Annotated in this window: 17 protein-coding genes, 9 tRNA genes and 1 pseudogene; 18 read left to right on the top strand and 9 right to left on the bottom strand. The window is 43.4% G+C overall.

Going from position 1 to position 23203, the window contains the following annotated elements; all coding sequences use genetic code 11:
• The first annotated feature begins 23 nt into the window (after positions 1–23).
• Positions 24–1316: a hypothetical protein gene (locus H4I94_RS08935; protein WP_131273607.1), complete on the top strand. Its 1293-nt coding sequence runs from the start codon at positions 24–26 to the stop codon at positions 1314–1316.
• Between the two features lie 54 nt (positions 1317–1370).
• Here the strand turns inward: H4I94_RS08935 and H4I94_RS08930 are convergent, their stop codons facing one another.
• The 4 genes from H4I94_RS08930 to H4I94_RS08915 all read right to left on the bottom strand — a co-directional run bounded on the left by H4I94_RS08930 (position 1371) and on the right by H4I94_RS08915 (position 8148).
• The gene (locus tag H4I94_RS08930) at positions 1371–3089 is read right to left on the bottom strand and encodes a proline--tRNA ligase (protein ID WP_261182843.1); all 1719 of its coding nucleotides are present in this window, start codon (positions 3087–3089) and stop codon (positions 1371–1373) included.
• 96 nt (positions 3090–3185) lie between these two features.
• The gene (locus tag H4I94_RS08925) at positions 3186–6290 is read right to left on the bottom strand and encodes an efflux RND transporter permease subunit (RefSeq protein ID WP_261182842.1); all 3105 of its coding nucleotides are present in this window, start codon (positions 6288–6290) and stop codon (positions 3186–3188) included.
• Positions 6291–6316: 26 nt separating this feature from the next.
• Entirely contained in the window at positions 6317–7441 is a 1125-nt protein-coding gene (locus tag H4I94_RS08920; RefSeq protein WP_261182841.1) for an efflux RND transporter periplasmic adaptor subunit, read from the bottom strand.
• A gap of 62 nt (positions 7442–7503) precedes the next feature.
• Positions 7504–8148, bottom strand: a complete 645-nt coding sequence (locus H4I94_RS08915; protein WP_261182840.1) for a hypothetical protein — start codon at positions 8146–8148, stop codon at positions 7504–7506.
• A 280-nt stretch (positions 8149–8428) separates the two neighbouring features.
• Between H4I94_RS08915 and pilG the strand changes: the two genes are divergently transcribed.
• The 6 genes from pilG to H4I94_RS08885 all read left to right on the top strand — a co-directional run bounded on the left by pilG (position 8429) and on the right by H4I94_RS08885 (position 16988).
• A complete protein-coding gene (gene pilG, locus H4I94_RS08910) occupies positions 8429–8812 on the top strand; it encodes a twitching motility response regulator PilG (protein ID WP_086195987.1) in 384 nt (127 codons plus the stop codon).
• A 23-nt stretch (positions 8813–8835) separates the two neighbouring features.
• Positions 8836–9204: a response regulator gene (locus tag H4I94_RS08905; RefSeq protein WP_092818788.1), complete on the top strand. Its 369-nt coding sequence runs from the start codon at positions 8836–8838 to the stop codon at positions 9202–9204.
• A gap of 5 nt (positions 9205–9209) precedes the next feature.
• Positions 9210–9746: a chemotaxis protein CheW gene (locus tag H4I94_RS08900; RefSeq protein ID WP_092818787.1), complete on the top strand. Its 537-nt coding sequence runs from the start codon at positions 9210–9212 to the stop codon at positions 9744–9746.
• A gap of 45 nt (positions 9747–9791) precedes the next feature.
• Positions 9792–11864 (top strand): methyl-accepting chemotaxis protein, encoded by a 2073-nt coding sequence (locus tag H4I94_RS08895; RefSeq protein ID WP_261182838.1) that lies wholly within the window; start codon positions 9792–9794, stop codon positions 11862–11864.
• Between the two features lie 173 nt (positions 11865–12037).
• Positions 12038–16525: an Hpt domain-containing protein gene (locus H4I94_RS08890; protein ID WP_261182837.1), complete on the top strand. Its 4488-nt coding sequence runs from the start codon at positions 12038–12040 to the stop codon at positions 16523–16525.
• Positions 16526–16529: 4 nt separating this feature from the next.
• Positions 16530–16988, top strand: coding sequence for a hypothetical protein (locus H4I94_RS08885; RefSeq protein ID WP_131273600.1), 459 nt, complete (start codon positions 16530–16532; stop codon positions 16986–16988).
• Between the two features lie 66 nt (positions 16989–17054).
• On the opposite strand, the gene H4I94_RS08880 is transcribed toward H4I94_RS08885, so the two are convergent.
• The 5 genes and pseudogenes from H4I94_RS08880 to H4I94_RS08860 all read right to left on the bottom strand — a co-directional run bounded on the left by H4I94_RS08880 (position 17055) and on the right by H4I94_RS08860 (position 20964).
• Positions 17055–18209 carry an IS4 family transposase gene (locus H4I94_RS08880; RefSeq protein WP_261182836.1) on the bottom strand — a complete coding sequence of 385 codons (1155 nt, stop codon included), beginning with the start codon at positions 18207–18209 and terminating at the stop codon, positions 17055–17057.
• A 25-nt stretch (positions 18210–18234) separates the two neighbouring features.
• Positions 18235–18414: pseudogene (locus H4I94_RS08875) on the bottom strand (DUF4372 domain-containing protein); the annotation flags it as partial.
• A 136-nt stretch (positions 18415–18550) separates the two neighbouring features.
• Positions 18551–19687 carry a succinyl-diaminopimelate desuccinylase gene (gene dapE, locus H4I94_RS08870; RefSeq protein ID WP_092818783.1) on the bottom strand — a complete coding sequence of 379 codons (1137 nt, stop codon included), beginning with the start codon at positions 19685–19687 and terminating at the stop codon, positions 18551–18553.
• Between the two features lie 131 nt (positions 19688–19818).
• Positions 19819–19968, bottom strand: a complete 150-nt coding sequence (locus H4I94_RS08865; protein WP_092818782.1) for an entericidin A/B family lipoprotein — start codon at positions 19966–19968, stop codon at positions 19819–19821.
• 99 nt (positions 19969–20067) lie between these two features.
• Complete coding sequence (locus tag H4I94_RS08860) at positions 20068–20964, bottom strand: DUF1853 family protein (protein WP_261182835.1); 897 nt, start codon at positions 20962–20964, stop codon at positions 20068–20070.
• 96 nt (positions 20965–21060) lie between these two features.
• Between H4I94_RS08860 and H4I94_RS08855 the strand changes: the two genes are divergently transcribed.
• From H4I94_RS08855 to H4I94_RS08805, 11 genes are all read left to right on the top strand, one after another.
• Complete coding sequence (locus H4I94_RS08855; protein WP_092818780.1) at positions 21061–21444, top strand: YbaN family protein; 384 nt, start codon at positions 21061–21063, stop codon at positions 21442–21444.
• 7 nt (positions 21445–21451) lie between these two features.
• On the top strand, positions 21452–21982 hold the full coding sequence (gene elsL, locus H4I94_RS08850) for a cell wall-recycling L,D-carboxypeptidase ElsL (protein WP_261182833.1): 531 nt from the start codon (positions 21452–21454) through the stop codon (positions 21980–21982).
• A gap of 306 nt (positions 21983–22288) precedes the next feature.
• Positions 22289–22364, top strand: a tRNA-Val gene (locus tag H4I94_RS08845).
• A 27-nt stretch (positions 22365–22391) separates the two neighbouring features.
• Positions 22392–22468 (top strand) — tRNA-Asp (locus H4I94_RS08840).
• A 20-nt stretch (positions 22469–22488) separates the two neighbouring features.
• Positions 22489–22564, top strand: a tRNA-Val gene (locus tag H4I94_RS08835).
• A gap of 27 nt (positions 22565–22591) precedes the next feature.
• Positions 22592–22668 (top strand) — tRNA-Asp (locus H4I94_RS08830).
• A gap of 47 nt (positions 22669–22715) precedes the next feature.
• Positions 22716–22792, top strand: a tRNA-Asp gene (locus H4I94_RS08825).
• Positions 22793–22812: 20 nt separating this feature from the next.
• Positions 22813–22888, top strand: a tRNA-Val gene (locus tag H4I94_RS08820).
• Positions 22889–22915: 27 nt separating this feature from the next.
• Positions 22916–22992, top strand: a tRNA-Asp gene (locus H4I94_RS08815).
• Positions 22993–23012: 20 nt separating this feature from the next.
• Positions 23013–23088, top strand: a tRNA-Val gene (locus H4I94_RS08810).
• A 13-nt stretch (positions 23089–23101) separates the two neighbouring features.
• Positions 23102–23178, top strand: a tRNA-Asp gene (locus H4I94_RS08805).
• The last annotated feature ends 25 nt before the right edge of the window (positions 23179–23203 follow it).

The raw sequence follows: 23203 nt of genomic DNA, 5'->3' as shown, positions 1-23203 counted from the left end.
TAAAAGAATAGGGATAGAATCTTATGAAAAAAATATTATTAGCAAGTTTGATTGTTTCATCTATTGCAATACCAGGTTTAAGTCATGCAATGGTGGCTATGGATGATGATTCATTATCTGGTGTAAGTGGTCAGGCATTATTGTCTATGGAATATAATGCAGGTTATAACGTTATTGATGCTAAGGGACAAAATGTAGACCAGACGAATCTGGGGTTTTATAAATTGGGTCTGGAAGCTGAAATGGAAATCAACGCCAATATTAAAAAGCTGCAATTAGGTTGTGGTGGGGTAAATGGTATTGGCAAATGTGATATTGATATTGATAATATTTCTTTAAGTGGTTTGCAAGGCGCAAATTATACTTCTGATGATCGTGCAGCAAGCTCAGCCCTTATTACTAATCCATTTGTTGAGTTTGCTATTAAAAATCCAAAATCTGCTTCTACTCGTGAGGTATTGGGCTTTCGTTTAAGTGCTGAAAAAATTGCTGGCTTAATGACAATAGGAACAGAAAATAGCAGTACGCCGAATGGGATTAACTCCTTTAGTGGTTATATGAAAACCAAAGCCTCTTCTGGAGTAGCAACCACAGATCCAAGGGTGATGAATTATGCTGCAACGGGTCAGTATATTGAAGGTGCTGTAATAGGAACATTGATTGGTATCCCTTTAGAATTACATTATAAGTCAAATGATTATTCATTTAACTTAACTTCAACAACAGCACCTTTTACCATTCCATCTACAATTGTATCTGGAACACGTCTGACTGAGGCAGTCCTAAAAGGAACGGGAACGGTAAATAAAATCGATTTTGCTGGACCTTTAGCTGCACAGATTTCAGCATTGGGTTTAAATTTAACACTTGATAAAGACATTACCGGCTCTTTAACCGGCTTGCAGACTGATATTACAGTGAACCAGAATTTAGGTTTGATCCATTCTTTGTATCTAAATAACGCAAGTTCATTATCGCTACAGACACAGCAAATATTATGGCCAGGTGCATCGGTTGCTGCAAATCGAGGATGGTGGTTAGCAATTGAAGATGAAGTGGATTTAGGGAGTATCAGTCCAACAACCAATGTAAAAATCACCGACGAAGTGCTTAAACAAACAATTGCAGGGATTAATCATGATTTAACCTCTAAGCCACGTCCCTGTGGGGATTTGCTTATCGGATGTGTTGCCACTGCAGCGCTTGATGTGGGTGAAATTAAGAACCCTGCAGTGATTAATTTTCCATTACAAAACTTAACCTTGCAAGGGCAGAACTTTAAGTCAAACTGTTTCGGTGGTCTGAAATTCTGTTAATCCTAAAATAAAAAAATCCCGCTAAATGGCGGGATTTTTTATTTTAAGGAGCACTTACTTTGCAATTTTAGCCAGTAATTCTTCTTTAGAGATATTTACAGATTCAGCATCGGTCCGGCCTTTATATTCAAAGGTGCCAGCATCCAGACCTTTTTCACCAATTACAATACGGTGAGGTATACCCGTAATTTCAAGGTCAGAGAATTTTACCCCTGGACGCTCGTCACGGTCATCCAAAATTACGTCATAACCTGCCGCTTGCAGTTCTGCATACAGTGCTTCTGCGGCTTCCAGAGTGCGTGGTGATTTATGAGCATTCATAGGCACAATTGCCACTTCAAACGGTGCAATTGCAGAAGGCCAGATAATCCCTTTGTCATCGAAGTTTTGTTCAATGGCAGAAGCCACCACACGCGTTACACCAATACCGTAACAACCCATAGTTACGACCATCGGTTTGCCGTCTTTACCCAAAACTTTGCAGCCTAAAGCTTCAGAGTATTTTTTGCCCAGCTGGAAGATGTGACCGACTTCAATACCCCGCTTGATTTGCAGCGTACCTTTACCATCTGGAGATGGATCACCTTCAACTACATTACGCAAGTCATAAACTTCCGTAAAGGTTGCATCACGTTCCCAGTTCACACCTGTTGCATGTTTGTCAGCTTCATTGGCACCCGCAACAAAATCAGAAAGCACAGATGCTGCACGGTCAACAATCACGGTGATGCCTTTTTCAACCAGACCCTGCGGACCGATGAAGCCAGTGATTAAACCAAGTGCCTGAATTTGAGCTTCAGATGCAAATGTTAAAGGTGCCGCGATTAATGGATGCTTTTCAGCTTTAATTTCATTCAGTTCATGATCGCCACGAAGGAATAAAGCAACAACTGGGGCTTCTTTGCCTTCTTCAGTTGCCACACCTTGCACCAATAGTGCTTTTACAGATTGTGCAGCATCAGTACCCAGGAAGTTTGATACATCCGCAATGGTTTTTTGAGCTGGTGTATCCACCAGTTTTAATTCTTGAGTTGCAGCTGCGCGTTCACCCACCAGTACAGCTTCTGCCATTTCTACATTGGCAGCATAATCAGATTTTGTAGAGAAGGCGATATCATCTTCACCACTTGATGCCAGAACGTGGAATTCATGCGAACCTGAACCGCCAATTGAGCCAGTGTCTGCCTGTACTGGACGGAAGTCTAAGCCCAAACGGCTAAAGATACGGCAGTACGTGTCATACATCACGTCATAAGTTTCTTGCAGTGAGGCTTGATCGATATGGAAAGAGTAAGCATCTTTCATGATGAATTCACGTGAACGCATTACGCCAAAACGTGGACGTACTTCATCACGGAATTTGGTTTGAATCTGGTAGAAATTGATTGGAAGCTGCTTGTAACTTTTCAGTTCGTTGCGCGCAAGATCAGTGATGACTTCTTCATGGGTTGGGCCAAGTACAAAATCGTTGTTATGACGGTCTTTAAAACGTAAAAGCTCTGGACCATATTGCACAAAGCGGCCTGATTCTTCCCAAAGGCTCGAAGGCTGGGTTACTGGCATGAAGACTTCAAGCGATCCGGCACGGTTCATTTCTTCACGTACAATCGCTTCAACTTTATTTAGCACACGTACGCCCATCGGCAACCAAGTGTATAAACCCGAAGCCAATTTACGAATCATCCCCGCACGTAACATGAGCTGATGTGAAATCACTTCAGCATCATTTGGGGTTTCTCTTAACGTAGCAAATAAAAAGCGACTCGCGCGCATGGAAACTGTCCTGATAATTAAGCGTTAAAGCATAAGATTATATGATAAAAAATGAGGTGAACATTTCAGAATGTCACCTCAAAGTCATGGCTTTTATTATGCCATGATTTTTCGGATTTGGCGCGTCATAAAATTCTTCAAGTCATCCAGATAGGTAAAGATAACGGGGACAACCACTAGTGTTAACAATGTGGAGGTAATGACGCCGCCAATCACGGCATGCGCCATAGGGGCACTTTGTTCGCCACCTTCACCCAGACCCAGTGCCAGAGGAATCATCCCCATCACCATGGCGCTGGTGGTCATTAAAATAGGGCGTAGACGGGTTTTACCCGCTTCAATAATGGCGTCATAACGATCAACCCCACGATCCATGGCTTTTTTAATAAAGTCAATCAACAGGATGGCATTCTTGGTCACTAACCCCATCAGCATAATAATGCCAATAATGGAAAACAGGTTCATGGTGGAATTAAACAGGAATAACGCCAGAAACACCCCAATCAGCGAGAGGGGAAGGGAAGCCATAATCGCAGCAGGGTGAATGAAGCTGTTAAATTGTGAACCCAATACAATATAGATAAACACAATGGAAAGGGTAATGGCAGTTAAGGCATAACCTGCCGATTCTGCCATGTCTTTATTAGCCCCTTGTGTCGCAAAGCTATAGCCGGGTGGTAAATCAAAGTTATCTTGAATTTTTTTGATATCCGCGCCGATATCGCCTGCCGGGCGGCCAGCGGTATTGGCTTCTACCAGTACTTCACGGGCCAGGTCACGCCGGGTAATCTGCGAAGCGCCCAAGGTTTCGTTAAACGAAGCCACACTTGCCAGCGGTATTAATATCGGCTGACCAGAGGCATCGGTTTTTTGTGAGTTCAGATAAAGGTTTTGTATATCGCTCGGCAAGGTACGTCTGTTTTCAGTCAGGCGAAGATTGACTTCATAGATTTCGCCTTTTTCATCTTGCCAGGTGGTGACATCATCACCTGCAATTAAAGGACGGATAACATTGGCAATCTGATTGACAGAAAGACCCAAATCACTCGCCAGGACACGATTGATATGAACCGCCAAGGTGGGTTTAGGTTCTTTAAGCGAGCTTTCAAGATCGACGATCCCTTCAATTTTGGAAATTTCTGCCAGAAAGCGATCGGAGATTTTTTGCAGTTCGTTCAGGTCGGTGCCTTTAATGGAAATCAGGATCGGCTTTTGACCGCCAGAAACAGTTTCATCTGCCGAAGCCACCGAGGTAATGGTAATGCCCGCTACGCTTTGCAAGCGCTGGCGAAACTCGTTATTTAGTTGGGTCAGGGTTTTCTCACGTTCCAGGCGAGGGGTAACCTTGATCCGTATACTGACATGGTTTTTACCTCGATCCGTTACCCCGTTGATAATGCTGTAAGTATTACGTACATCTGGATGCTGGCGTAGAATATTCTCCACTTGCAACAACTTGGCTTGTGAATATTCGAGTGAGGCATCTACAGGCGTTTCAAATTTAATTCGAATTTCATTTTTATCTGGAACAGGAACAAATTCCGTGCCAATCAATTTGGATAAACCCAATGCACCAAAAAGTGAAGCGACCGCAACCATCAAGGTTAAAATACGGAAGCGGAGTGCCAGCTTTAACAGCTTTTCATAATAATGGCTTAAATGATCAAGCTTGTTGGAGATCCAGTTGAAGAAGCGCTTGATTCTGCCGGGTCGTTTATTGGGATCATGTTTTTCAGCCCAGTGCGCAGAAAGCATAGGATCGAGTGTAAAACTGACAAACATCGAAATCAGCACGGCAGCGCTGACCGTAACCCCAAACTGATAGAAGAATTTACCGATAATCCCGCCCATAAATGCAACCGGTAAAAATACCGCGACAATGGTCAGGGTAGTAGCTAAAACCGCCAGCCCGATTTCTTTGGTGCCATCTAGTGCTGCTGTAACCGCATCTTTGCCCATATCGGCATGACGGACAATATTTTCCCGCACCACAATGGCATCATCAATCAGCAGGCCAATACTGAGGGATAAGGCCAGTAAGGTCATCATGTTGATGGTGAAGCCAAAAGCCCAAATAAAGGTCAAGGTACCGAGCAGGGAAATCGGTAAGGTCAGTCCGGTAATGGCGGTGGAACGAAAGGAACCCAGGAACAGCAAAACGATCAGAACAGCAAGCACTGCACCTTCAATAATGGTGCGTGCCACATCCTGAATACTGCCACGAATACCCCGGGAGCTATCGACGGCAACTTTCGCCACAGTACCCTCGGGTAGCTGTTTCTCGATTTTCGCCATGGCTTTATAGGTGGCATTGACCACATCAATCACATTGGAGTCGGAACTGCGCAAAATATCAATCGCGACCGCAGCTTTACCATTTAAGTAAGCACTGGATTCGAAGTCGGCTTGACCGTCTTCAATATTCGCCACCTGTTTCAGGTAAATGGGTGCACCATTTTTATTGGCAATAATCAGGTCACCAAACGATTGCGGGTGAATCACTTTGGACTTGATCTCAACCACCAGTTCAGAGGTAGGCTGTTTTAAGGTTCCTCCGGGAACTTCAATATTTTCACCTTTCAGGGTGTTAATAACCTTGTCTACACCAATGCCAAAGCTTTGTAGTTTTTGCGGATCGACCTCAATACGAATCTGGCGTTGGGCATCTCCCAGCAAGTTCACTGTACCCACGCCCGGCACGGTGCGAAGTTGCGGAACAATGCGCTGACTTAAATAGGAACTCAAGTCTCGTAAAGGCATGGTCTCCGATTCAAACACGATCGACATCACCGCATTGGCGGATGGGTCATAACGTTCAACGATAGGGTCTTGAATTTCATCGCGGAACTGGGCTGTTACAGGGGAAATTTTATCGCGAATATCCTGTGCGGCTACCGCAGAAGACACGTCCAGATTGAATTCGACAATAATGGTCGAGAGTCCTTCACTGGACTGGGAAATAATCTGTTTTAAACCCGAAATGGTATTGATCTGGTCTTCCATTTTTTTGGTAATTTCAGATTCAATGGTTTCAGGGGAGGCACCCGGATAGGAGGTATAGACCACAACAAAAGGGAAGTCGACATCGGGAAATTCTTCTACGCCCATCCGTTGCCAAGATGCCAGCCCCAGTACCAGTAAACACAACATCATCATGATGGTGAAAACAGGATATTTAACACTAATTCGGGTAAACCACATAAGAACAATCCTGTACTTATTTTTTATTATTTATTGATGATGACTGCTTGATGAATGTCCTGGTCATTAAATTTGATACGGCTAATCTGGTCAGCGTCTTGTAGTCCTTGTACGACAGCCAAATTGTCCCGATAGCGCTGTTCCAAGATCACCACAGGGACTTTTTCAATTTTGTTCTGGCGGATCACCCATACATAAGGCTTATCTTTGATATTCTGGATCACATCGAGCGGAATGAGCTGACCTGAAACCTGGGCTGAAGCCAGAATGTTGCCTTCCACAAATGCACCGATACTGAGTGAGTTAATGGTTTCATTCGGTCTGGCAAAAAATTCAATCTGGCGGCTGACAGGATCAGCAATAGGAGAGACTCGAGATAAAATCGCCGTTAGTTGAGCTGGATTACCTTGAATGGTGTATTCAATACGTTGTCCAACTTTTAATGCGGACTGCATGTCACTTGGTAATTTGGCCTGAATTTCCAGTTGACTTGGATCCACGATTTCAAACAGGGTCTGACCGGCAGCAACCGTTTGGCCTGCATCGACCTGGCGCTGTGTAATCACTCCGGAAATAGGGCTATAAATGGTGCCTTCACGCTCGGCCTTCTGGGCAATATTCACATTTGCCTGCTGTGCGTGCACATTTTCCAGTTGCGCCTGATAGTCAACATGAGCCTGTTCATATTCAACTTTGGAGATGAAGCCTTGATCCAATAAGCGCTTTTTGCGCTGCATCATATTTTTAGCCAGACTGGCCTGAGCTTGTGTCGCTGCCAAATTGGCCTGAGCTTGCGCTAAGCGTGCCGCATTGTCCTGATTATTCAGGCGAACCAGTACTTGACCTTTAGAAACCGACTGTCCGACCTGTACATAGACTTGGGTTACGGTAGCAGTGACCTGAGCCTGTATGCTGCTTTGATTAACTGCACGAAGTGTACCGGTAAAAGCACTTTTAGCGATAGAAGTGCCATTCTTCACAGAAACTAAATCTTTTTCAATTAACTCGATTTTTTTTGTGGTTTCTACAGGTTTTTCTATTTCATTTTTTTGGCAAGCGGTCAGAAGTAGACTCAAACAGAGGAAACTGGTACTTAAATATTGCGTATGGTCCCTTAATTTAGATTTATTTGTATGCTGTCCAGGTAGCATGTAGGTTCATCCTTTTTTTATTTATTGTGGCTTAAATTAAGCACTTCACATAATAAATGCAATTATTCCAGCGCTTTTAAGCGAGCGATAATATTGTCGTATTCTGCTTGTGTTTTTCGATAGTTTATTTGTAATGATTGAATCATTGTTCTTTTTGCTTCAATATTCTTTTGATTATTGTCGATGGTAGTTTTCAAGCTGACAGGAATGTTTTCAGCCTTACGTAAATGTTCAATCTGCTGACGCTTAAAGTAGATACGGTCAGTCTGTAATTGTTTTAACTGGTCTTGCTGGAAGGCAATCTGCTTTTTAATGTTGCCCAATGCGTCATTACGTTTTGCCAGTGCAACCTGGCAATTACCATAAGCTTTTTTTAGTTTTAAGTCAGTTGCCTGCTGCTTGGCGTGGGCTGCACGCTGGGGGGCCTGTTTGATGTCGGCTTCAGTATTATAGGCACGATTACGCCGGATGACCTGCATATTCTGATCTAGGGCTTCGTAGCCATGGCGAATATGGTTGGGGGTGACATTGGTACTAATATTGGCTACCCCTTTACTGTCGTAGTAGCGATACCAGGTGGCTTTGGGTAGTGGATTTTCAGCATATGCCACTGCTGCCTGCAAAACGAGAAAAGAAAGAAAAATGAATCTAAAGTTCATTTTTTTTTGTGCAATGAAAGCAAGTTTGTATTTAAACTGACTTTGCATTGTTACCCCCGAATAAAAGTTGACTAAATTACTTATTTTAAAAGCAATAAATAGGCTATATTAGACTTAAAATAAGCAATAAAAAACCTCTGTCTGTCAAAAAAAAATCATTGGTCGATAGAAAGTGTGAAGCTGTTATTGAAAATAAAAAAAAGTGAGTCTTTCTGCGGAAAATGTTCATTGAAAAGGCAAGTAAAGATATGTTAAAAATGTTCGTAACTTGTAATAAAATTTTTGACTAAAATTGTTTGTACATTCTAAAAATGGGAAGGATCATTAAATGGACGAAAAATTCCAAAATCTAAAAGTGATGGTGATTGATGATTCAAAAACCATTCGTCGTACAGCAGAAACATTATTACAACGTGAAGGTTGTGAAGTTGTGACCGCAGTAGATGGTTTTGAGGCTTTGGCAAAAATTGCTGAAGCAAATCCGGATATCGTTTTTGTAGATATCATGATGCCACGTTTAGACGGTTATCAAACTTGTGCATTGATTAAAAATTCGCAGAATTATCAGAATATTCCAGTCATTATGCTGTCAAGTAAAGATGGTTTATTTGACCAGGCAAAAGGTCGTGTTGTAGGTTCGGATGAGTATTTAACTAAACCTTTTAGTAAAGATGAATTGTTAAACGCAATCCGTAATCACGTAACAGCATAAGTTTATTTTTATTGGGGAAAAGCATGTCACGTATTCTTATCGTTGATGATTCACCTACAGAAACATTTCGTTTTAGAGAGATTTTAACCAAGCATGGCTTTGAGGTGATTGAAGCGGCAAATGGGGCGGATGGTGTCACAATGGCACAAGCAGAATTGCCAGATCTGGTGCTTATGGATGTGGTCATGCCTGGAGTAAACGGCTTTCAGGCGACACGTCAGATTGCCCGTGGTGCTACGACCAAACACATTCCGATTGTGATTGTCAGTACTAAGGATCAGGCAACTGACCGCGTTTGGGGAAAACGTCAGGGGGCAAGTGATTATTTAACCAAGCCTGTAGACGAAAACCAATTAATTGATGTGATTAAACACCACCTCAATGCAGGATAAGCTCTATGGCAGCAAATGGATTTATCGAATTACTTCGGCTGGCTAAACGTGGCAATAAAAACTACGTTACCACTGAAAATGAAGTAAACCGATGGTCAGGCATTGCTTTTGAGATGATGGGACAATATTTTGTTGCCCCTTTGGGTGAAGTATCTGAAGTGATCTATCCACCAAAATATACACCAGTTCCCAATACCCAATCATGGGTGATGGGGCTGGCCAATATTCGGGGACGTTTACTTTCAGTCGCTGATTTGGCGCATTATATTTCCGGACATCGAAGTCAGTTTTCACCGACTCAAAAAGTATTGTGTATTAGTCATAATGACCATTATGTCGGTTTGGTGGTAGATCAGGTTTTGGGGATTCAACACTTTAATAAGAAAAGCTTCTTTTCTAAAAACAGTGAATTAGATAGCAATTTACAAGAATATTGTCAGGGATATTTTTATCAACATAATCAGCACTGGCATGTTTTCTTATTTAGTCGTTTATTGCAAAACCCAAAATACATGAATGCCTCTGTAAAATTTATAAATTAATAGTCGCAAGCTAAAGAATGATAGCGCAACTCGGGGAGAAGCTGGATGGGCTTTAAACTTAAAAAGAAGAATACAGGTGAAGGCACCGGCCGTAAGGACGGGAATGCTTTATTAGCAAAGATTCAATCACAAACAGAGCAATTATCACGTGTATTTGGTGACAGTGAAAAGTCCAAACCATTGATTTTGGGCGCAGCATTTTCTCTGACCGTAGCACTATTCTTATTATTATACCTATTCTATAGTGTGCCACGTAATAACGAATTGACACGTAGTGTGGGTGATTTGCGTCTATTGTCACAAACCATTTCACGTCAGGCGACTGATGCAACGGCTTCGGGAACCAAAGAGTCGATTGATAAATTAATTCAATCGCAAAAAGAATTTGCTGAAAATCTGGAAACGGTTAAAGACATTCATCCACATACGGGTGCATTGGTGGACGTGGAAAAGCAGTGGAAATCATTATCTGAAGGGATTGATTTAATTTCGTCTCAACAAAAAATGATTAACAAGCTGTACGATACCAACATTGCAATTGGCGAATCAATTCCAGGAATTCAGGCAGAATATAACCTGATGGTCGACCAGATGGCACGTCAAAACATGCCGTCTAACCAGGTTGTTATTGCGAAAAACCAGGTATTCATTGCAGAACGTATTTTACGTTCGATCAGTTCGGTGCTTACGGGTAATGATAACTCGCGTGAATCTGCGGATGACTTCAGTGCTGATACTGAAACCTTCGGTTCTTACCTGAATGCACAGCTCAATGGTAGTACAGAACTGGGTGTAGAACGTATTAGCGATCCGGCATTACGTGAATCACTGGAAGGGATTAAAAGCGAATATGATGATGTACTAAAATCAGCTTCTGCAACGATTCTTTCAAACTCGGCTCAAATTGTAAAAGTACGTCAAGCTTCTGCTTCAATTTTTGCCCAGTCAGATGAATTGTTAACTAACCTGAATAAACTATCTAGCGGTTCAAGCCTAGCTATTGCGCTTCCTGCCTTGCTTTTAATCTTGTGTTTGGTCGCTTTCCTGTTTGCCGTATTCAAATTACTTGCATTACGTGGCCAGTCAGATAAACAGCGTGTGGCAAGCCTGCAAGAAGAATATGACCGTAACCAGAACGCGATTTTACGTTTACTGGATGAAATTGCCGACTTGGCGGATGGTGACTTGCGTTCATATGCAACGGTATCGGAAGATTTTACCGGTGCAATTGCCGACTCCATTAACTTCGCGATTGACCAGTTACGTGACCTGGTATCACGTATTACTGAAACGTCTCAAGAGGTTGCGCAGTATACGGCGAATACCCAGGGCATTACCCACCAGCTTGCTGAAGCATCTGAACACCAGGCACAAGAGATTGCCGGTGCATCTGCCGCGATTAACGAAATGGCGATGTCTATTGACCAGGTATCGGCAAACGCGGAAGAATCTGCAGTGGTTGCGGAGCGTTCGGTACAAATTGCTGCCAATGGTGCAGAGGTTGTAAACCGTTCGATTGAAGGTATGGACACCATTCGTGAGCAGATCCAGGAAACGTCTAAACGTATTAAACGTCTGGGTGAATCTTCTCAGGAAATTGGTAACATCGTTGCCTTGATTAACGATATTGCTGACCAGACCAACATTCTGGCCTTGAACGCTGCAATTCAGGCGTCGATGGCAGGGGAAGCTGGTCGTGGTTTCGCCGTGGTAGCCGATGAGGTACAGCGTCTTGCGGAACGTTCAGCCTCTGCAACCAAACAGATTGAAGGCCTGGTAAAAACCATTCAGACAGATACCAACGAAGCCGTAATTTCGATGGAACAAACCACATCAGAGGTTGTTCGTGGTGCAAGCTTGACTAAAGATGCCGGCGTGGCACTGGATGAAATTCAAACGGTATCCAGCAACCTGGCGAAATTGATTGCCAGCATTTCGGATGCTGCAAAACTTCAGTCCGCTTCAGCTGGTCACATTGCGACAACGATGAATGTTGTACAAGAAATTACTTCGCAAACAACAACAGCAACATTCGATACAGCACGTTCGGTATCGGAATTGGCAAATATGGCCGAATCATTACGTGAATCTGTAACTGACTTTAAATTACCTGACTAAGTTAATTCAACAGCGTTGCAGTGATATACCCTGCTTTCGGGCAGGGGGTATCCACAAGATACAGATAAAGCATCGACAAGATGAACTTAACTTCAAAGTTAGGTCTCGCGTGATGGTGACAATTAAGTTTGAGCAACCTTCTTGGTGGCAGATAAACGTAAGAAGCCTAAGCTATGAAAGAAATATTAAAAAATTTAGTTGAAACGACTACGCTTCCTGAAGATAGTTATCTTGATCAAGATGCAGAAATTTTAGAAATTTTTGTTGAAGAAATAGAAGAAATCTTCGTTGAATTGGGTACTTTATTTCCAGCTTGGTTGGAAAATCCTCATGACCAAGAAACTTTAACGACCATTCGCCGTCATTTCCATACGCTCAAAGGGTCGGGTCGTATGGTGGGGGCAAAATCTGCGGGTGAGTTGGCCTGGTCGGTGGAAGATACTTTAAATCGTGTTATTTCCGGTACAGTACCTTTAGACAGCACAGTTCAACGATTTGCTCAGTCTGTGTTTAATATTTATCAATATAAGTTATACCCAATTTTTAAAACGGTACAAAATGCTGATATCGACTTAAGACCTTTAGTCCTATTGGGGCAGCAAATACAGCAGCAGGTCAGTTTGGAACCTGCACTGGAAGAATTGCTTGAGCTGTCTACCACAATGACCAGTGTCGACAGTCTCACTGGCCTGGAATTGCAGGATCAGGCATCAAGTGAAGCAGAATCTGAAACGGCAATCGAAACAACTGCTACAGCAGCGCCAGTTGCATCAGACAACAACAATGATATTGAAGAAACGGTCGCGATCTTTATTGAAGAAGCGGAAGAACATCTGCTCACGATTGACCAGTTCCTGAAAACTGAACAGGAACAACATCAAGATTATAATGGCCTGATCCGTGCCTTGCATACTTTGCGTGGCAGCTCTTCCATGGCGCATATTGAGCAGATTTTTGCAGCCAGTACCAAGGTTGAAAATTTATTTAAAACGCTTTTACAAGAAGAAATCGTTTCTACTTCCAGTCAGACTGCCTTACTGATTCAGTATGCTGAGTTTGTCCGTGATTATTTGCATATCTTAAGACAGGGTCAAACCCAGAAACTAGATGCAATCTATGCCACCTTCAATGCAGCATGGGACGATTATGGTTTCAATTCGGTAGAAGTCGATGAGGATGTCAATCCGCAAGGTCTGGTGTCCAAGCTGGTCGAATTAAATATTGATTTGCTTCTGGATGCGGAATTTGAATTTGAAAAACGTGCCAAAGTAGAATATCCCGAATACATTCAGACTTTAAGCCAGCAGGCACAGCAATTATTGGACCATACCGATAATCGTGCTGCGATGGGCATTCATCAATTTACCAATGAATTGAAGTCTGGCTATGAAGCCCTGATATTAAAACCGGAATTGCTCAATATCGATTATGCCTATGATCTGTTTGGACAGGCACATCAAGAATTCATTCATCTGTTCGATACCTTGGCAGCAGGTCAGCGCGTTATTTTAACCGATGATGTCCAGAAAGTTTTGAATGATCTTACCGCCTTTGTACAGCAAGATCTTGAACAGTTTGCAGCACATAAACCGAGTGCTGCAATGCCAGCTGAAGTCTTGGCAACTCCTGCTTCAGGCAGTCTAGACCTGGCCCAGATTTCACAAAAAATTCGTTCAGACCGCGAACAAATGCATGCTGCTGATGCAAATCGTGATTTTGATGAAGATTTGTTGGGTATCTTCCTGGAAGAAGCGGAAGAATTGTTGGGCGGGATAGATCAGGATTTGAATACCTGGTCGAAAGATCCATCCGATACTGCAGCACTGAATAATTTAATGCGTTATTTGCATACCCTCAAAGGGGGAGCAAATATGATTCAGGCGACGCATATTGGTTTGATTTCGCATGAATTGGAAAGCATTTATGAACGCGTGATCCGTCAGCAAATTGAAGTCAATCCACAGCTCATCAGCATTATTCGTCTAGTACAAGATGACGTCTCTGACCGCATTCAAATCATCCGTGACGATCAGATTGACTACGCTGCTGCTGAATCAATTGAAATTTTACGCAATATTCAAGCAATCGCTCAAGGTAGTGTGGCTGTAAGCATTGCCGTTGCAGAAGCCATGCCTGAAGTTCAAATTGAAGCTGCAACTGAAATTGAGGAGCTTGCACCTGCAGTCGAAACTCAAATTGAGGCGGAAAGCGAAGCTGAAATAGCTGCTGAGGAATCAGCGGAACCTGTTGCAATTTCAGCAGCAGAAGTTGATATAGCTACTGACATTGCTTTGGCAAGTCCAGCCCATGTTGAAGAGCCAGACGACAGTATCCGTTTAATTGCAGAAGAAACCTTCCTGGAAGAAGCAGAAGAAATTCTGGAGTCTACAGATAGCCTGCTGCAACAATGGTTTGAGCAGCGCAGTGACCGTAGTTTGCTGCTTCAATTACAACGTGCAGCCCACAGTTTGAAAGGTGGTGCGCGCATGGTGGAAAATGAACCGGTAGGGGCGATTGCTTACCAGCTGGAAACTACCTTCGAACGCTTCGCTGTGCATCAGTTCAATTCCAATGTTTATGACCTGTTATTGCAAACCACTTTGGCATGGTTAAAGCAGGCCATTTTTGAGCATGATTACAGTAATTTTGATAGCGTTAAATTAAGTTTAGAGTCAATTGAATTTGTTGATGTCATTGCGCAGTTGCCTAATCGCGTGACTCAGTCCGATATGCTGTCTACAGCTAAAGTCTTTGAATTTGTTCAGGGCGATGGTACTGAACCTCCAGCGATGATGGGTGAGTGGGATACAAGCAATCAACAGGACAACAGCAATGAAATGATCCGTATTTCTGCCGATCTGGTGGAAAAAATGATCGATTTGTCTGGTGAAAATGCGATTAACCGTTCGCGTATTGAAATGGACTTGGGTCAGTTTGGTAATACCCTCAACGAGATGGAATTGGCGATCAAGCGTCTGGCGGACCAGTTACGTCGAATGGAAGGCGAGCTAGAGTCGCAAATTATTGCCAAACATGGTGATAACTCACGTTATGCCGATTTTGACCCGCTGGAAATGGACCAATATTCATCATTGAACCAGTTGTCAAAATCACTGGCGGAATCTGCATCCGACTTGGTCGACTTCAAAACCACTTTGTCTGAAAAGATTCGTGATACGGAAGGCTTACTGTTACAACAATCACGCATTCAAGCCGAGATTCAGGAAAGCCTGATGCGTACCCGTCTGGTACCGTTTGACCGACTATTGCCACGTTTACAGCGGATTGTGCGTCAGACATCATCAACCTTGAACCGTCCGGCAGAACTGGTGGTGCAAAACACCGAAGGTGAATTGGACCGTAACATTCTAGAGCGTCTGGTCACGCCTTTTGAGCACATGCTGCGTAATGCGATTGACCACGGTCTGGAAGACACTCACGTACGTCATGAACTTCAGAAGCCTGAAGTCGGAAAAATTGTCCTCAATATCAGCCGTCAAGGTACCGACGTCCTGGTGTCGTTCAGTGATGATGGTAAAGGGATTGATGAAGCAAAAATTAAAGAAAAAGCGCTCAGCCTGGGTTTAATTAAAGCCGATCAATCCATTGACAAGCAGGAAATCCTACAATTAATTTTCCATCCTGGATTTAGTACCGCCAAAGAAGTGACCCAAATTTCCGGGCGTGGTGTAGGTCTGGACGTGGTGCAGAGCGAAATTAAGGCACTGGGCGGTCATATTTCCATCGAGTCTGAACTGGGTAAAGGCACAACCTTTACTATCCGGGTACCGACCACAGTAGCGGTGAGCGATGCCCTGATGGTGAAATCAGGTGATCAGCAGTTTGCGATTTCCTTGGCACAAATTGACCGTATTGTACGAATTGCACCATCTGCGCTGGAGCAATATTTCAACAGTAAAGAAGACTTCTTTAAAATTGATAACACCAGTTACAAACTGCGTTATTTATCAGAATTCGTTTCCAATCAGCCTTTACCTCGCTTAAGTAATGTGGCGCATTCTTTGCCTGTGCTGCTCATTAAGGGCAATAATGGGCAAACCATTGCATTGCTTGTCGATCAGTTGATTGGTTCGCGTGCACAAATTGTGGTAAAACCGATTGGTCAGCAATTCTCAAGTGTCGGTGTCATTGCCGGAGCAACCATTTTAGGTGATGGTCAAGTCTGTCTGATTTTGGATGGTCAGAATATTGCCCGACAAATTCAGAACACCCAGCGTCTTAAACATGTGTCTGATCAGCGTGAGCATTCCCGTTACAGCAATGCACGCCGCCTGATCATGATTGTGGATGACTCGGTAACTGTACGTAAGGTGACTTCACGTTTACTTGAGCGTCAAGGCTTTGATGTGGTGACGGCCAAAGATGGTATTGATGCCATGGAGCAGCTGGAAAATGTTAAACCGGACTTGATGTTGCTGGATATTGAAATGCCACGTATGGACGGTTTTGAAGTTACCAACCTGGTTCGTCACCATGATGTGCATCAAAACTTGCCTATTATCATGATTACGTCGAGAACAGGCGAGAAGCACCGTGAACGTGCATTCAGCCTGGGCGTAACGCACTATATGGGCAAACCGTTCCAGGAAGCGGAATTGCTGGAAAATGTGGAAAGTTTGTTAGAAATCAGTCAGGGATAATTCAATGAGCCAAAATAGTGTTTCAAACTCTGCTGTTGATCGAATTTCACAACAAGAGTTACACCACCTTATTACGGTATCTACCGGATTTATCGATACCTATATTATCGATTGCCATGGTAAGGAAGCGATGATTCTTCCGCAAAATATTGTCCTGTCTGCACTGGATAGCGCTACACAGGTGCCTTTTGTGGAATGGCATGAGTTGAAATTGCCGGTGTATGCGGTGAATGATCCGGAACGTAAAATGGGTGTAGCATTGGTCATTGAAGGCGATGATGTCAGTCAGCGTTTTGCCCTGATGTGTAATGAGATGCCAAAAACGATTCGTCTGCGTATTTCCGAAGTGGTAGATGAAGAGCGCACGGCAACAGATTCTGATGTATTCCAGTATGTACGCATGGGAGATCAGGTGTTTTATGTGCCTAATCTTGAACAGATTCAGTCTTCTTTAGGATTGTAATGTTGTCGCGTGTATAAAGCCGGGTAATAAAAAAGGAACTGTTAGGTCACTGCTGTCCCACAAATATCACAAGAAGAACCTCAATTGAGGTTCTTCTTGTTTTCGCCATTTTTTATCAGGCACAAAGAGTGACCTTAAAAGTTTCCTTTCAAATAAATTGACCTGAATAATTCGCAATAAACGCTGAATACTCCATTCTTCTTGTGCCATGTGTTTAGCGAAGTTCACCAGCAAATAGGCGATTAATGCAATCCATATTTGCGTTTGTATCGCATTGCGGCTTCGACCTAGAAATGACTTCAGTTTTAAATTCTGCTTGATGGCTTTAAAGAATAACTCAATCTTCCAGCGGTCTTTATAAATTGCAGCAATGGTGGATGCTGCCAGATGAAAGTTGTTGCTCAGAAATTCGAATGTTCTTTTCTTATCTGTATCATAAAACTCTATACGCCTTAATAATTTAGGGGAACCTCTTTTCTTGGCATGCGCACTGCTCAATTCAATACATTCATCCGCAATAATGCCTTTAGTCGCTAATACGTTGCGGCTTGATTTAACTTGATAAACTGTCTTTGGGCGTAGCCGAGTTACGAAGCTGACTTTCTGATGTGTCAACTGAGCAAACCATTGATAATCAACATATCCTTTATCAAAGACGATAATGCTGCCAGCAGGAAATTTAAATGCTCTGCCTTGCACCATATCATTTTCAATACCATCCCCAAGCGCTACAAATTCAGGAATGGTATTGCTGTGATTTAAGCCAACACTTAGTTTAATACTGGCTTTGGATTCATGCACTTTTGCCCATTCGCACAATGACAGTGAAAGATCAATATGACTGGCATCTAGTGAATACAGCGGATTCTTGAATCTAAATTTATGTGCAGTTTTAGAGTTTTCACAGCGCTGAAGCAGCTGTGTGAACAATTGCTGATACAGGCTGGCGGGCTGTTCTTCATTGAGTCTTGCTAAGGTGCTTCGCGCAATTCTTTTCGCGCCCAGATGATAGAGCTTTTCCTGCTGGGATTCGAGATTGGATTGAATGTCTCTTAAGCTTTGCCGACAAGAAAGTTGGGACATTAATATGGCAACAAACTGATCCCAGCGGGTGGCTGATCTTAATTTTTGCCCAGAGTGGTGCAGTTTAGCCAGACGTTCAAAATCTTGTCTTAAAATGGGTTTGAGTAATTGATGAAATACGGTATTCTGATGTGACAAAACCTGAGTCCTTTATAGTTAAAGTGTTTGTTTGCACTNAGCTTTGCCGACAAGAAAGTTGGGACATTAATATGGCAACAAACTGATCCCAGCGGGTGGCTGATCTTAATTTTTGCCCAGAGTGGTGCAGTTTAGCCAGACGTTCAAAATCTTGTCTTAAAATGGGTTTGAGTAATTGATGAAATACGGTATTCTGATGTGACAAAACCTGAGTCCTTTATAGTTAAAGTGTTTGTTTGCACTTATATTTTAACTATTTAGACTCAGGTTTTTTTATTTAAAGCAAACTATGGGACAGTAGTGACTGTTAAGTTCCTTTTTTATTTTATGTGGTTACTGTTTTAGCGAGCCAATAAGCCTTCCAGAATTTGTTCATAAATTTCTGCAAGGGGTTCCAGGTCGGCAACATTTACATGTTCGTTAATTTGGTGAATGCTGGCATTCAATACACCGAGTTCCAGTACCTGTGCACCTGTAGGCGCAATGAAACGGCCATCTGATGTACCGCCACTGGTAGAAAGTTCAGTTTCAATACCGGTGACATTACGAATGGCATTTTTAGCCGCATTGACCAGTTCACCGACTGGAGTCAGGAAGGGCAGGCCGGATAATGTCCATTCAATATCGTAATCCACATGATGACGGTCAAGGATCTCTAAAGTACGGGCTTTTAACTGTTCAGCAGTAACTTCGGTTGAATAGCGGAAGTTAAATAAAAGATTCATGCTGCCTGGAACCACGTTGGTTGCACCGGTACCGGCATTGATATTGGAAATTTGGAAAGACGTTGCAGGGAAATATTCATTGCCATTGTCCCACACCGTGTCGCACAGTTCAGCCAGGGCTTTAGACGCAGTATGAATCGGGTTGATGGCAAGGTGAGGATAAGCCACATGTCCCTGTTTGCCTTTTACGGTCAATTTGGCATTCAATGAACCACGACGACCATTTTTAACTACATCACCCAACTGATTGGTACTGGATGGCTCACCCACCAGACACCAGGTCATTTTTTCATTGCGTGCTTCCAAAGCTTCAACAACTTTCACGGTGCCGTTAATGGATGGACCTTCTTCATCGGAAGTAATGAGAAATGCAATAGAACCTTTATGGTCTGGATGTTTTGCCACGAAACGCTCAGAAGCCACCACCATGGCTGCCAGTGCTGTTTTCATGTCGGCACTGCCACGGCCATACAGTTTGCCATCACGAATTTCCGGTACGAAAGGATTCGAGTTCCAGGCGTCTAAATTGCCCGTAGGGACCACATCGGTATGACCTGCAAAACAAAGTACCGGTTCTTCAGTCCCTTTACGTGCCCACAAATTATCCACATCTTCAAAACGCATCGGTTCAATAGTGAAGCCAATTTTTTCCAGACGTTCCGCCATGATATTTTGGCAGCTATGATCGATTGGGGTCACGGAAGGCTGACGTAACAGTTGCAGGCTTAAATCAAGGGTAGCGGAAGATGTCATGCGATTTTCATCAGTCGATAAATTTGTCCGCCATATAATAGGCGAATATGCCCTTGAATGTGAATGTTTGCCATAAAATTGGCATAAAAAAACCCTATCCTGGATAGGGTTCTGTGTGAACTGAAGATAAACTAGTTTTTGCGGATTTCCTCAGACGTTTTTTCTGCTGTATCGGTTACGGCCTCTCCAGCTTTAGATACATCTTTACCCACACCTTTAAACGTATTACAGCCAGTTAAAGCAAAAGCAATAATGAGGGAAGCTGCAAGAATTTTTTTCATCATCATCTCCAAGTCATTCATTATTTTGATGTGAATTCAGGTTAATTAATGCCCAGCGTAAACAATAGGGTTTTTTGATGGTAGAAAAGTAAGCATTTGTTATAAAAATAGACAATTCTCATAAAATTGGCGGTGTATTCCCTGAGAAAGTAAGGGGGCATTTCGGTACATATAGAAATTGTTTTGATCTTTTTGTCGATATAAACCATTACTCCACCACTGTGCCGTATCGCTACTGACATGCTGCTTCGGGCAAATCCATTCCAGTCGCTCTAAACGGTAAAAGTGAGCATTTTGTGGAGGAATATGACTTCCCCAATAGCCCAAACGACGTTGTCGATTGACCCAATGGGGAAGGGCGCTGAATGTGCTTTCAACAGGGAGATAGAGTTGTCCTTTAAGTACTGCAAAACGCTGTTCAATTTTGTGTTCCAAGGCATCCTCAAACTGAAATTGCTTTTGGCTAAAGTGATTCAATTTGCGCAATAAAGTATCACTGCGGTTCAAGCCGTACCAGAAGGGCAGAGAACAATCCCGTTCTGCCAGATAGTATTTTAAAGCCACTTCCCAGTGTTCAACCGCTCTGGTTTCGGTATTCAATAACAGAAAATCCAGTTCACCCAGGGTTCGGGGTCCCGCTATTTTTTGAATACTGTGCCCGAGCAATTGATAGGGATGATAATTCTGGTCCAGCAGCCAAAACCAGATAAACATTTCAAAACGCAGACCCAGGCGCGTGCTTTTAAGCTTGTGTAAAAAGCTTTCTAATTCCTGCGGATGCTGGTCTAAATAAAGCAGTCTGGAATAATAATTTTGAAAATGGCCATGCCATACAGCATCAGGATGAAACTGAAAAGCATGTTTCAACACCAGCTCGGCTGGAGTATCCGATAAAATATTTGGACTGCATATGCAAAAGGCCAATTGCCGAACCAGTAGATTTTTAAATTGCAGCCAGGGTTCATCAAGATGAGAGACCTGATTTAAAGCAAACATAGCAACCCCGGGCGTTAAATTAAAAAGTGCAGAATGACAACGGATAATATGCAAAAACACTTTATACTACCGCAATTAGTTGTATAGGGCAGTGCTATGAAAATGTTGTTTTGGCGAAGTTTGGTGATGATTTTTGTCATCCTGGGCTTTATCGGGGCACTTTTACCGGGTATGCCAACAACAGTATTTCTGATTTTAGCTGCCTGGGCAGCCTCTAAAGGCTGGCCGCAAGTGGATGCCTGGTTACTGAATCATCCTAAATATGGGGCGACTTTAAGGGCCTGGCGTGAGAATGGCACTGTACCGCGCAAGGCAAAATGGTTCGCCAGTATCATGATGCTGATCAGTGGAATGATCATGTTATTTACCAATGCGCCGCTATTGGTGAAAATCTTCACTGACCTGACCATGCTCAGCGTTGCCATCTGGCTATGGCTACGCCCTGAACCCGCAGCTGAACCGATTAAAGACATCGAGTAATTTTCTTATGACATATTCTTTAGAACAGGCAGATGTCTGGATTGATTTGGCCGAACAAAGCTTGATCTTGCCGAAACATGACAAGTCTTATGTCATCTCTACAGGAAAAAACGGGATCGGTGAGCAGGAAAATTCCGGCAAGACGCCTCGGGGCTGGCATAAAGTAGCACTCAAATTCGGACATGCTGCTCCCCTAAATGCAGTGTTTAAAGCACGGCAGCAAACCGGTGAGGTCTACGATGCTGCATTGGCTGCACAATATCCTGAACGCGACTGGATTTTATCGCGTATTCTCTGGTTAAGCGGCCTGGAAGAAAATTTTAATCAGGGTGAGGGCTGTGACACCTTTCAGCGTTATATCTATATTCATGGCACACCCGATACAGAACCTATGGGCATTCCGATGTCACATGGCTGCATCCGGATGCGTAATGAAGATGTGGTTGAATTATTCGAACTGATCGCCGAAGATGCGTTAGTCTTTATTTCAGAACAGCGTTTGAATTTGAGAGAGTGTAAAAGAGGCATTCGCTTGTAAATACATTTATAAATAAAATGACAAAGCAGTGCAAAGCTTAAAATCCGGATGTATTGAGGGTTTTAAAAAGAACAGAATTCGCTATCAGTTCCAAAACTATGGAAAATCTTGTCTAAAAATGATGCTGTGATTTTTCAGTTTTCTACAAAAAATAGTAAATAAGTTGTCGAAATTGTTTGTTTTTATAGCGAATAACCTATTTTTTAATCACTCAAACGTAAAAAACCAAAAACAGTCAGAAAAGCGTTTGACAGTCTGTCAGGATTCTCTATAATGCACCTCATCAAACGATGAAGACGTTTTAAAGGGCGCTTAGCTCAGTTGGTAGAGCGTCTGCCTTACAAGCAGAATGTCGGCGGTTCGATCCCGTCAGCGCCCACCAAGCTCTTTAACGTTAAGACACTTTCGTGCAGCGGTAGTTCAGTTGGTTAGAATACCGGCCTGTCACGCCGGGAGTCGCGGGTTCGAGTCCCGTCCGCTGCGCCATAAACATGATCACATTTTGAGGGCGCTTAGCTCAGTTGGTCGAGCGTCTGCCTTACAAGCAGAATGTCGGCGGTTCGATCCCGTCAGCGCCCACCAAGCTCTTTAACGTTATGACACTTTCGTGCAGCGGTAGTTCAGTGGGTTAGAATACCGGCCTGTCACGCCGGGGGTCGCGGGTTCGAGCCCCGTCCGCTGCGCCACTTAAGTTCTTAATATTCGTTTGCCACAATAGCGACATTGTGTAAGTGCAGCGGTAGTTCAGTTGGTTAGAATACCGGCCTGTCACGCCGGGGGTCGCGAGTTCGAGTCCCGTCCGCTGCGCCATTTACATGATGACCTTTTGAGGGCGCTTAGCTCAGTTGGTCGAGCGTCTGCCTTACTAGCAGAATGTCGGCGGTTCGATCCCGTCAGCGCCCACCAAGCTCTTTAACGTTAAGACACTTTCGTGCAGCGGTAGTTCAGTTGGTTAGAATACCGGCCTGTCACGCCGGGGGTCGCGGGTTCGAGTCCCGTCCGCTGCGCCATTTACATGATGACCTTTTGAGGGCGCTTAGCTCAGTTGGTAGAGCGTCTGCCTTACAAGCAGAATGTCGGCGGTTCGATCCCGTCAGCGCCCACCAGATTTTTTGCGAAGCAGCGGTAGTTCAGTTGGTTAGAATACCGGCCTGTCACGCCGGGGGTCGCGGGTTCGAGTCCCGTCCGCTGCGCCATTTTTAGAATCAAAATTGTAAGACC

This window comes from Acinetobacter sp. T_3_1 (assembly GCF_025377055.1).
GTDB classification, from domain to species: Bacteria; Pseudomonadota; Gammaproteobacteria; order Pseudomonadales; family Moraxellaceae; genus Acinetobacter; species Acinetobacter kookii.
This window is presented reverse-complemented; position numbering and strand designations above follow the sequence as displayed.

Bases quoted from the DNA above. Each gene is read 5' to 3' on its own strand.
- H4I94_RS08925 (WP_261182842.1), bottom strand. From the start codon at position 6,290: ATGTGGTTTACCCGAATTAGTGTTAAATATCCTGTTTTCACCATCATG.
- H4I94_RS08900 (WP_092818787.1), top strand. From the start codon at position 9,210: ATGGCAGCAAATGGATTTATCGAATTACTTCGGCTGGCTAAACGTGGC.
- H4I94_RS08885 (WP_131273600.1), top strand. From the start codon at position 16,530: ATGAGCCAAAATAGTGTTTCAAACTCTGCTGTTGATCGAATTTCACAA.
- H4I94_RS08930 (WP_261182843.1), bottom strand. From the start codon at position 3,089: ATGCGCGCGAGTCGCTTTTTATTTGCTACGTTAAGAGAAACCCCAAAT.
- H4I94_RS08935 (WP_131273607.1), top strand. From the start codon at position 24: ATGAAAAAAATATTATTAGCAAGTTTGATTGTTTCATCTATTGCAATA.
- H4I94_RS08915 (WP_261182840.1), bottom strand. From the start codon at position 8,148: ATGCAAAGTCAGTTTAAATACAAACTTGCTTTCATTGCACAAAAAAAA.
- H4I94_RS08855 (WP_092818780.1), top strand. From the start codon at position 21,061: ATGAAAATGTTGTTTTGGCGAAGTTTGGTGATGATTTTTGTCATCCTG.
- pilG (WP_086195987.1), top strand. From the start codon at position 8,429: ATGGACGAAAAATTCCAAAATCTAAAAGTGATGGTGATTGATGATTCA.
- H4I94_RS08895 (WP_261182838.1), top strand. From the start codon at position 9,792: ATGGGCTTTAAACTTAAAAAGAAGAATACAGGTGAAGGCACCGGCCGT.
- H4I94_RS08905 (WP_092818788.1), top strand. From the start codon at position 8,836: ATGTCACGTATTCTTATCGTTGATGATTCACCTACAGAAACATTTCGT.
- H4I94_RS08865 (WP_092818782.1), bottom strand. From the start codon at position 19,968: ATGAAAAAAATTCTTGCAGCTTCCCTCATTATTGCTTTTGCTTTAACT.
- H4I94_RS08860 (WP_261182835.1), bottom strand. From the start codon at position 20,964: ATGTTTGCTTTAAATCAGGTCTCTCATCTTGATGAACCCTGGCTGCAA.
- elsL (WP_261182833.1), top strand. From the start codon at position 21,452: ATGACATATTCTTTAGAACAGGCAGATGTCTGGATTGATTTGGCCGAA.
- H4I94_RS08920 (WP_261182841.1), bottom strand. From the start codon at position 7,441: ATGCTACCTGGACAGCATACAAATAAATCTAAATTAAGGGACCATACG.
- H4I94_RS08890 (WP_261182837.1), top strand. From the start codon at position 12,038: ATGAAAGAAATATTAAAAAATTTAGTTGAAACGACTACGCTTCCTGAA.
- dapE (WP_092818783.1), bottom strand. From the start codon at position 19,687: ATGACATCTTCCGCTACCCTTGATTTAAGCCTGCAACTGTTACGTCAG.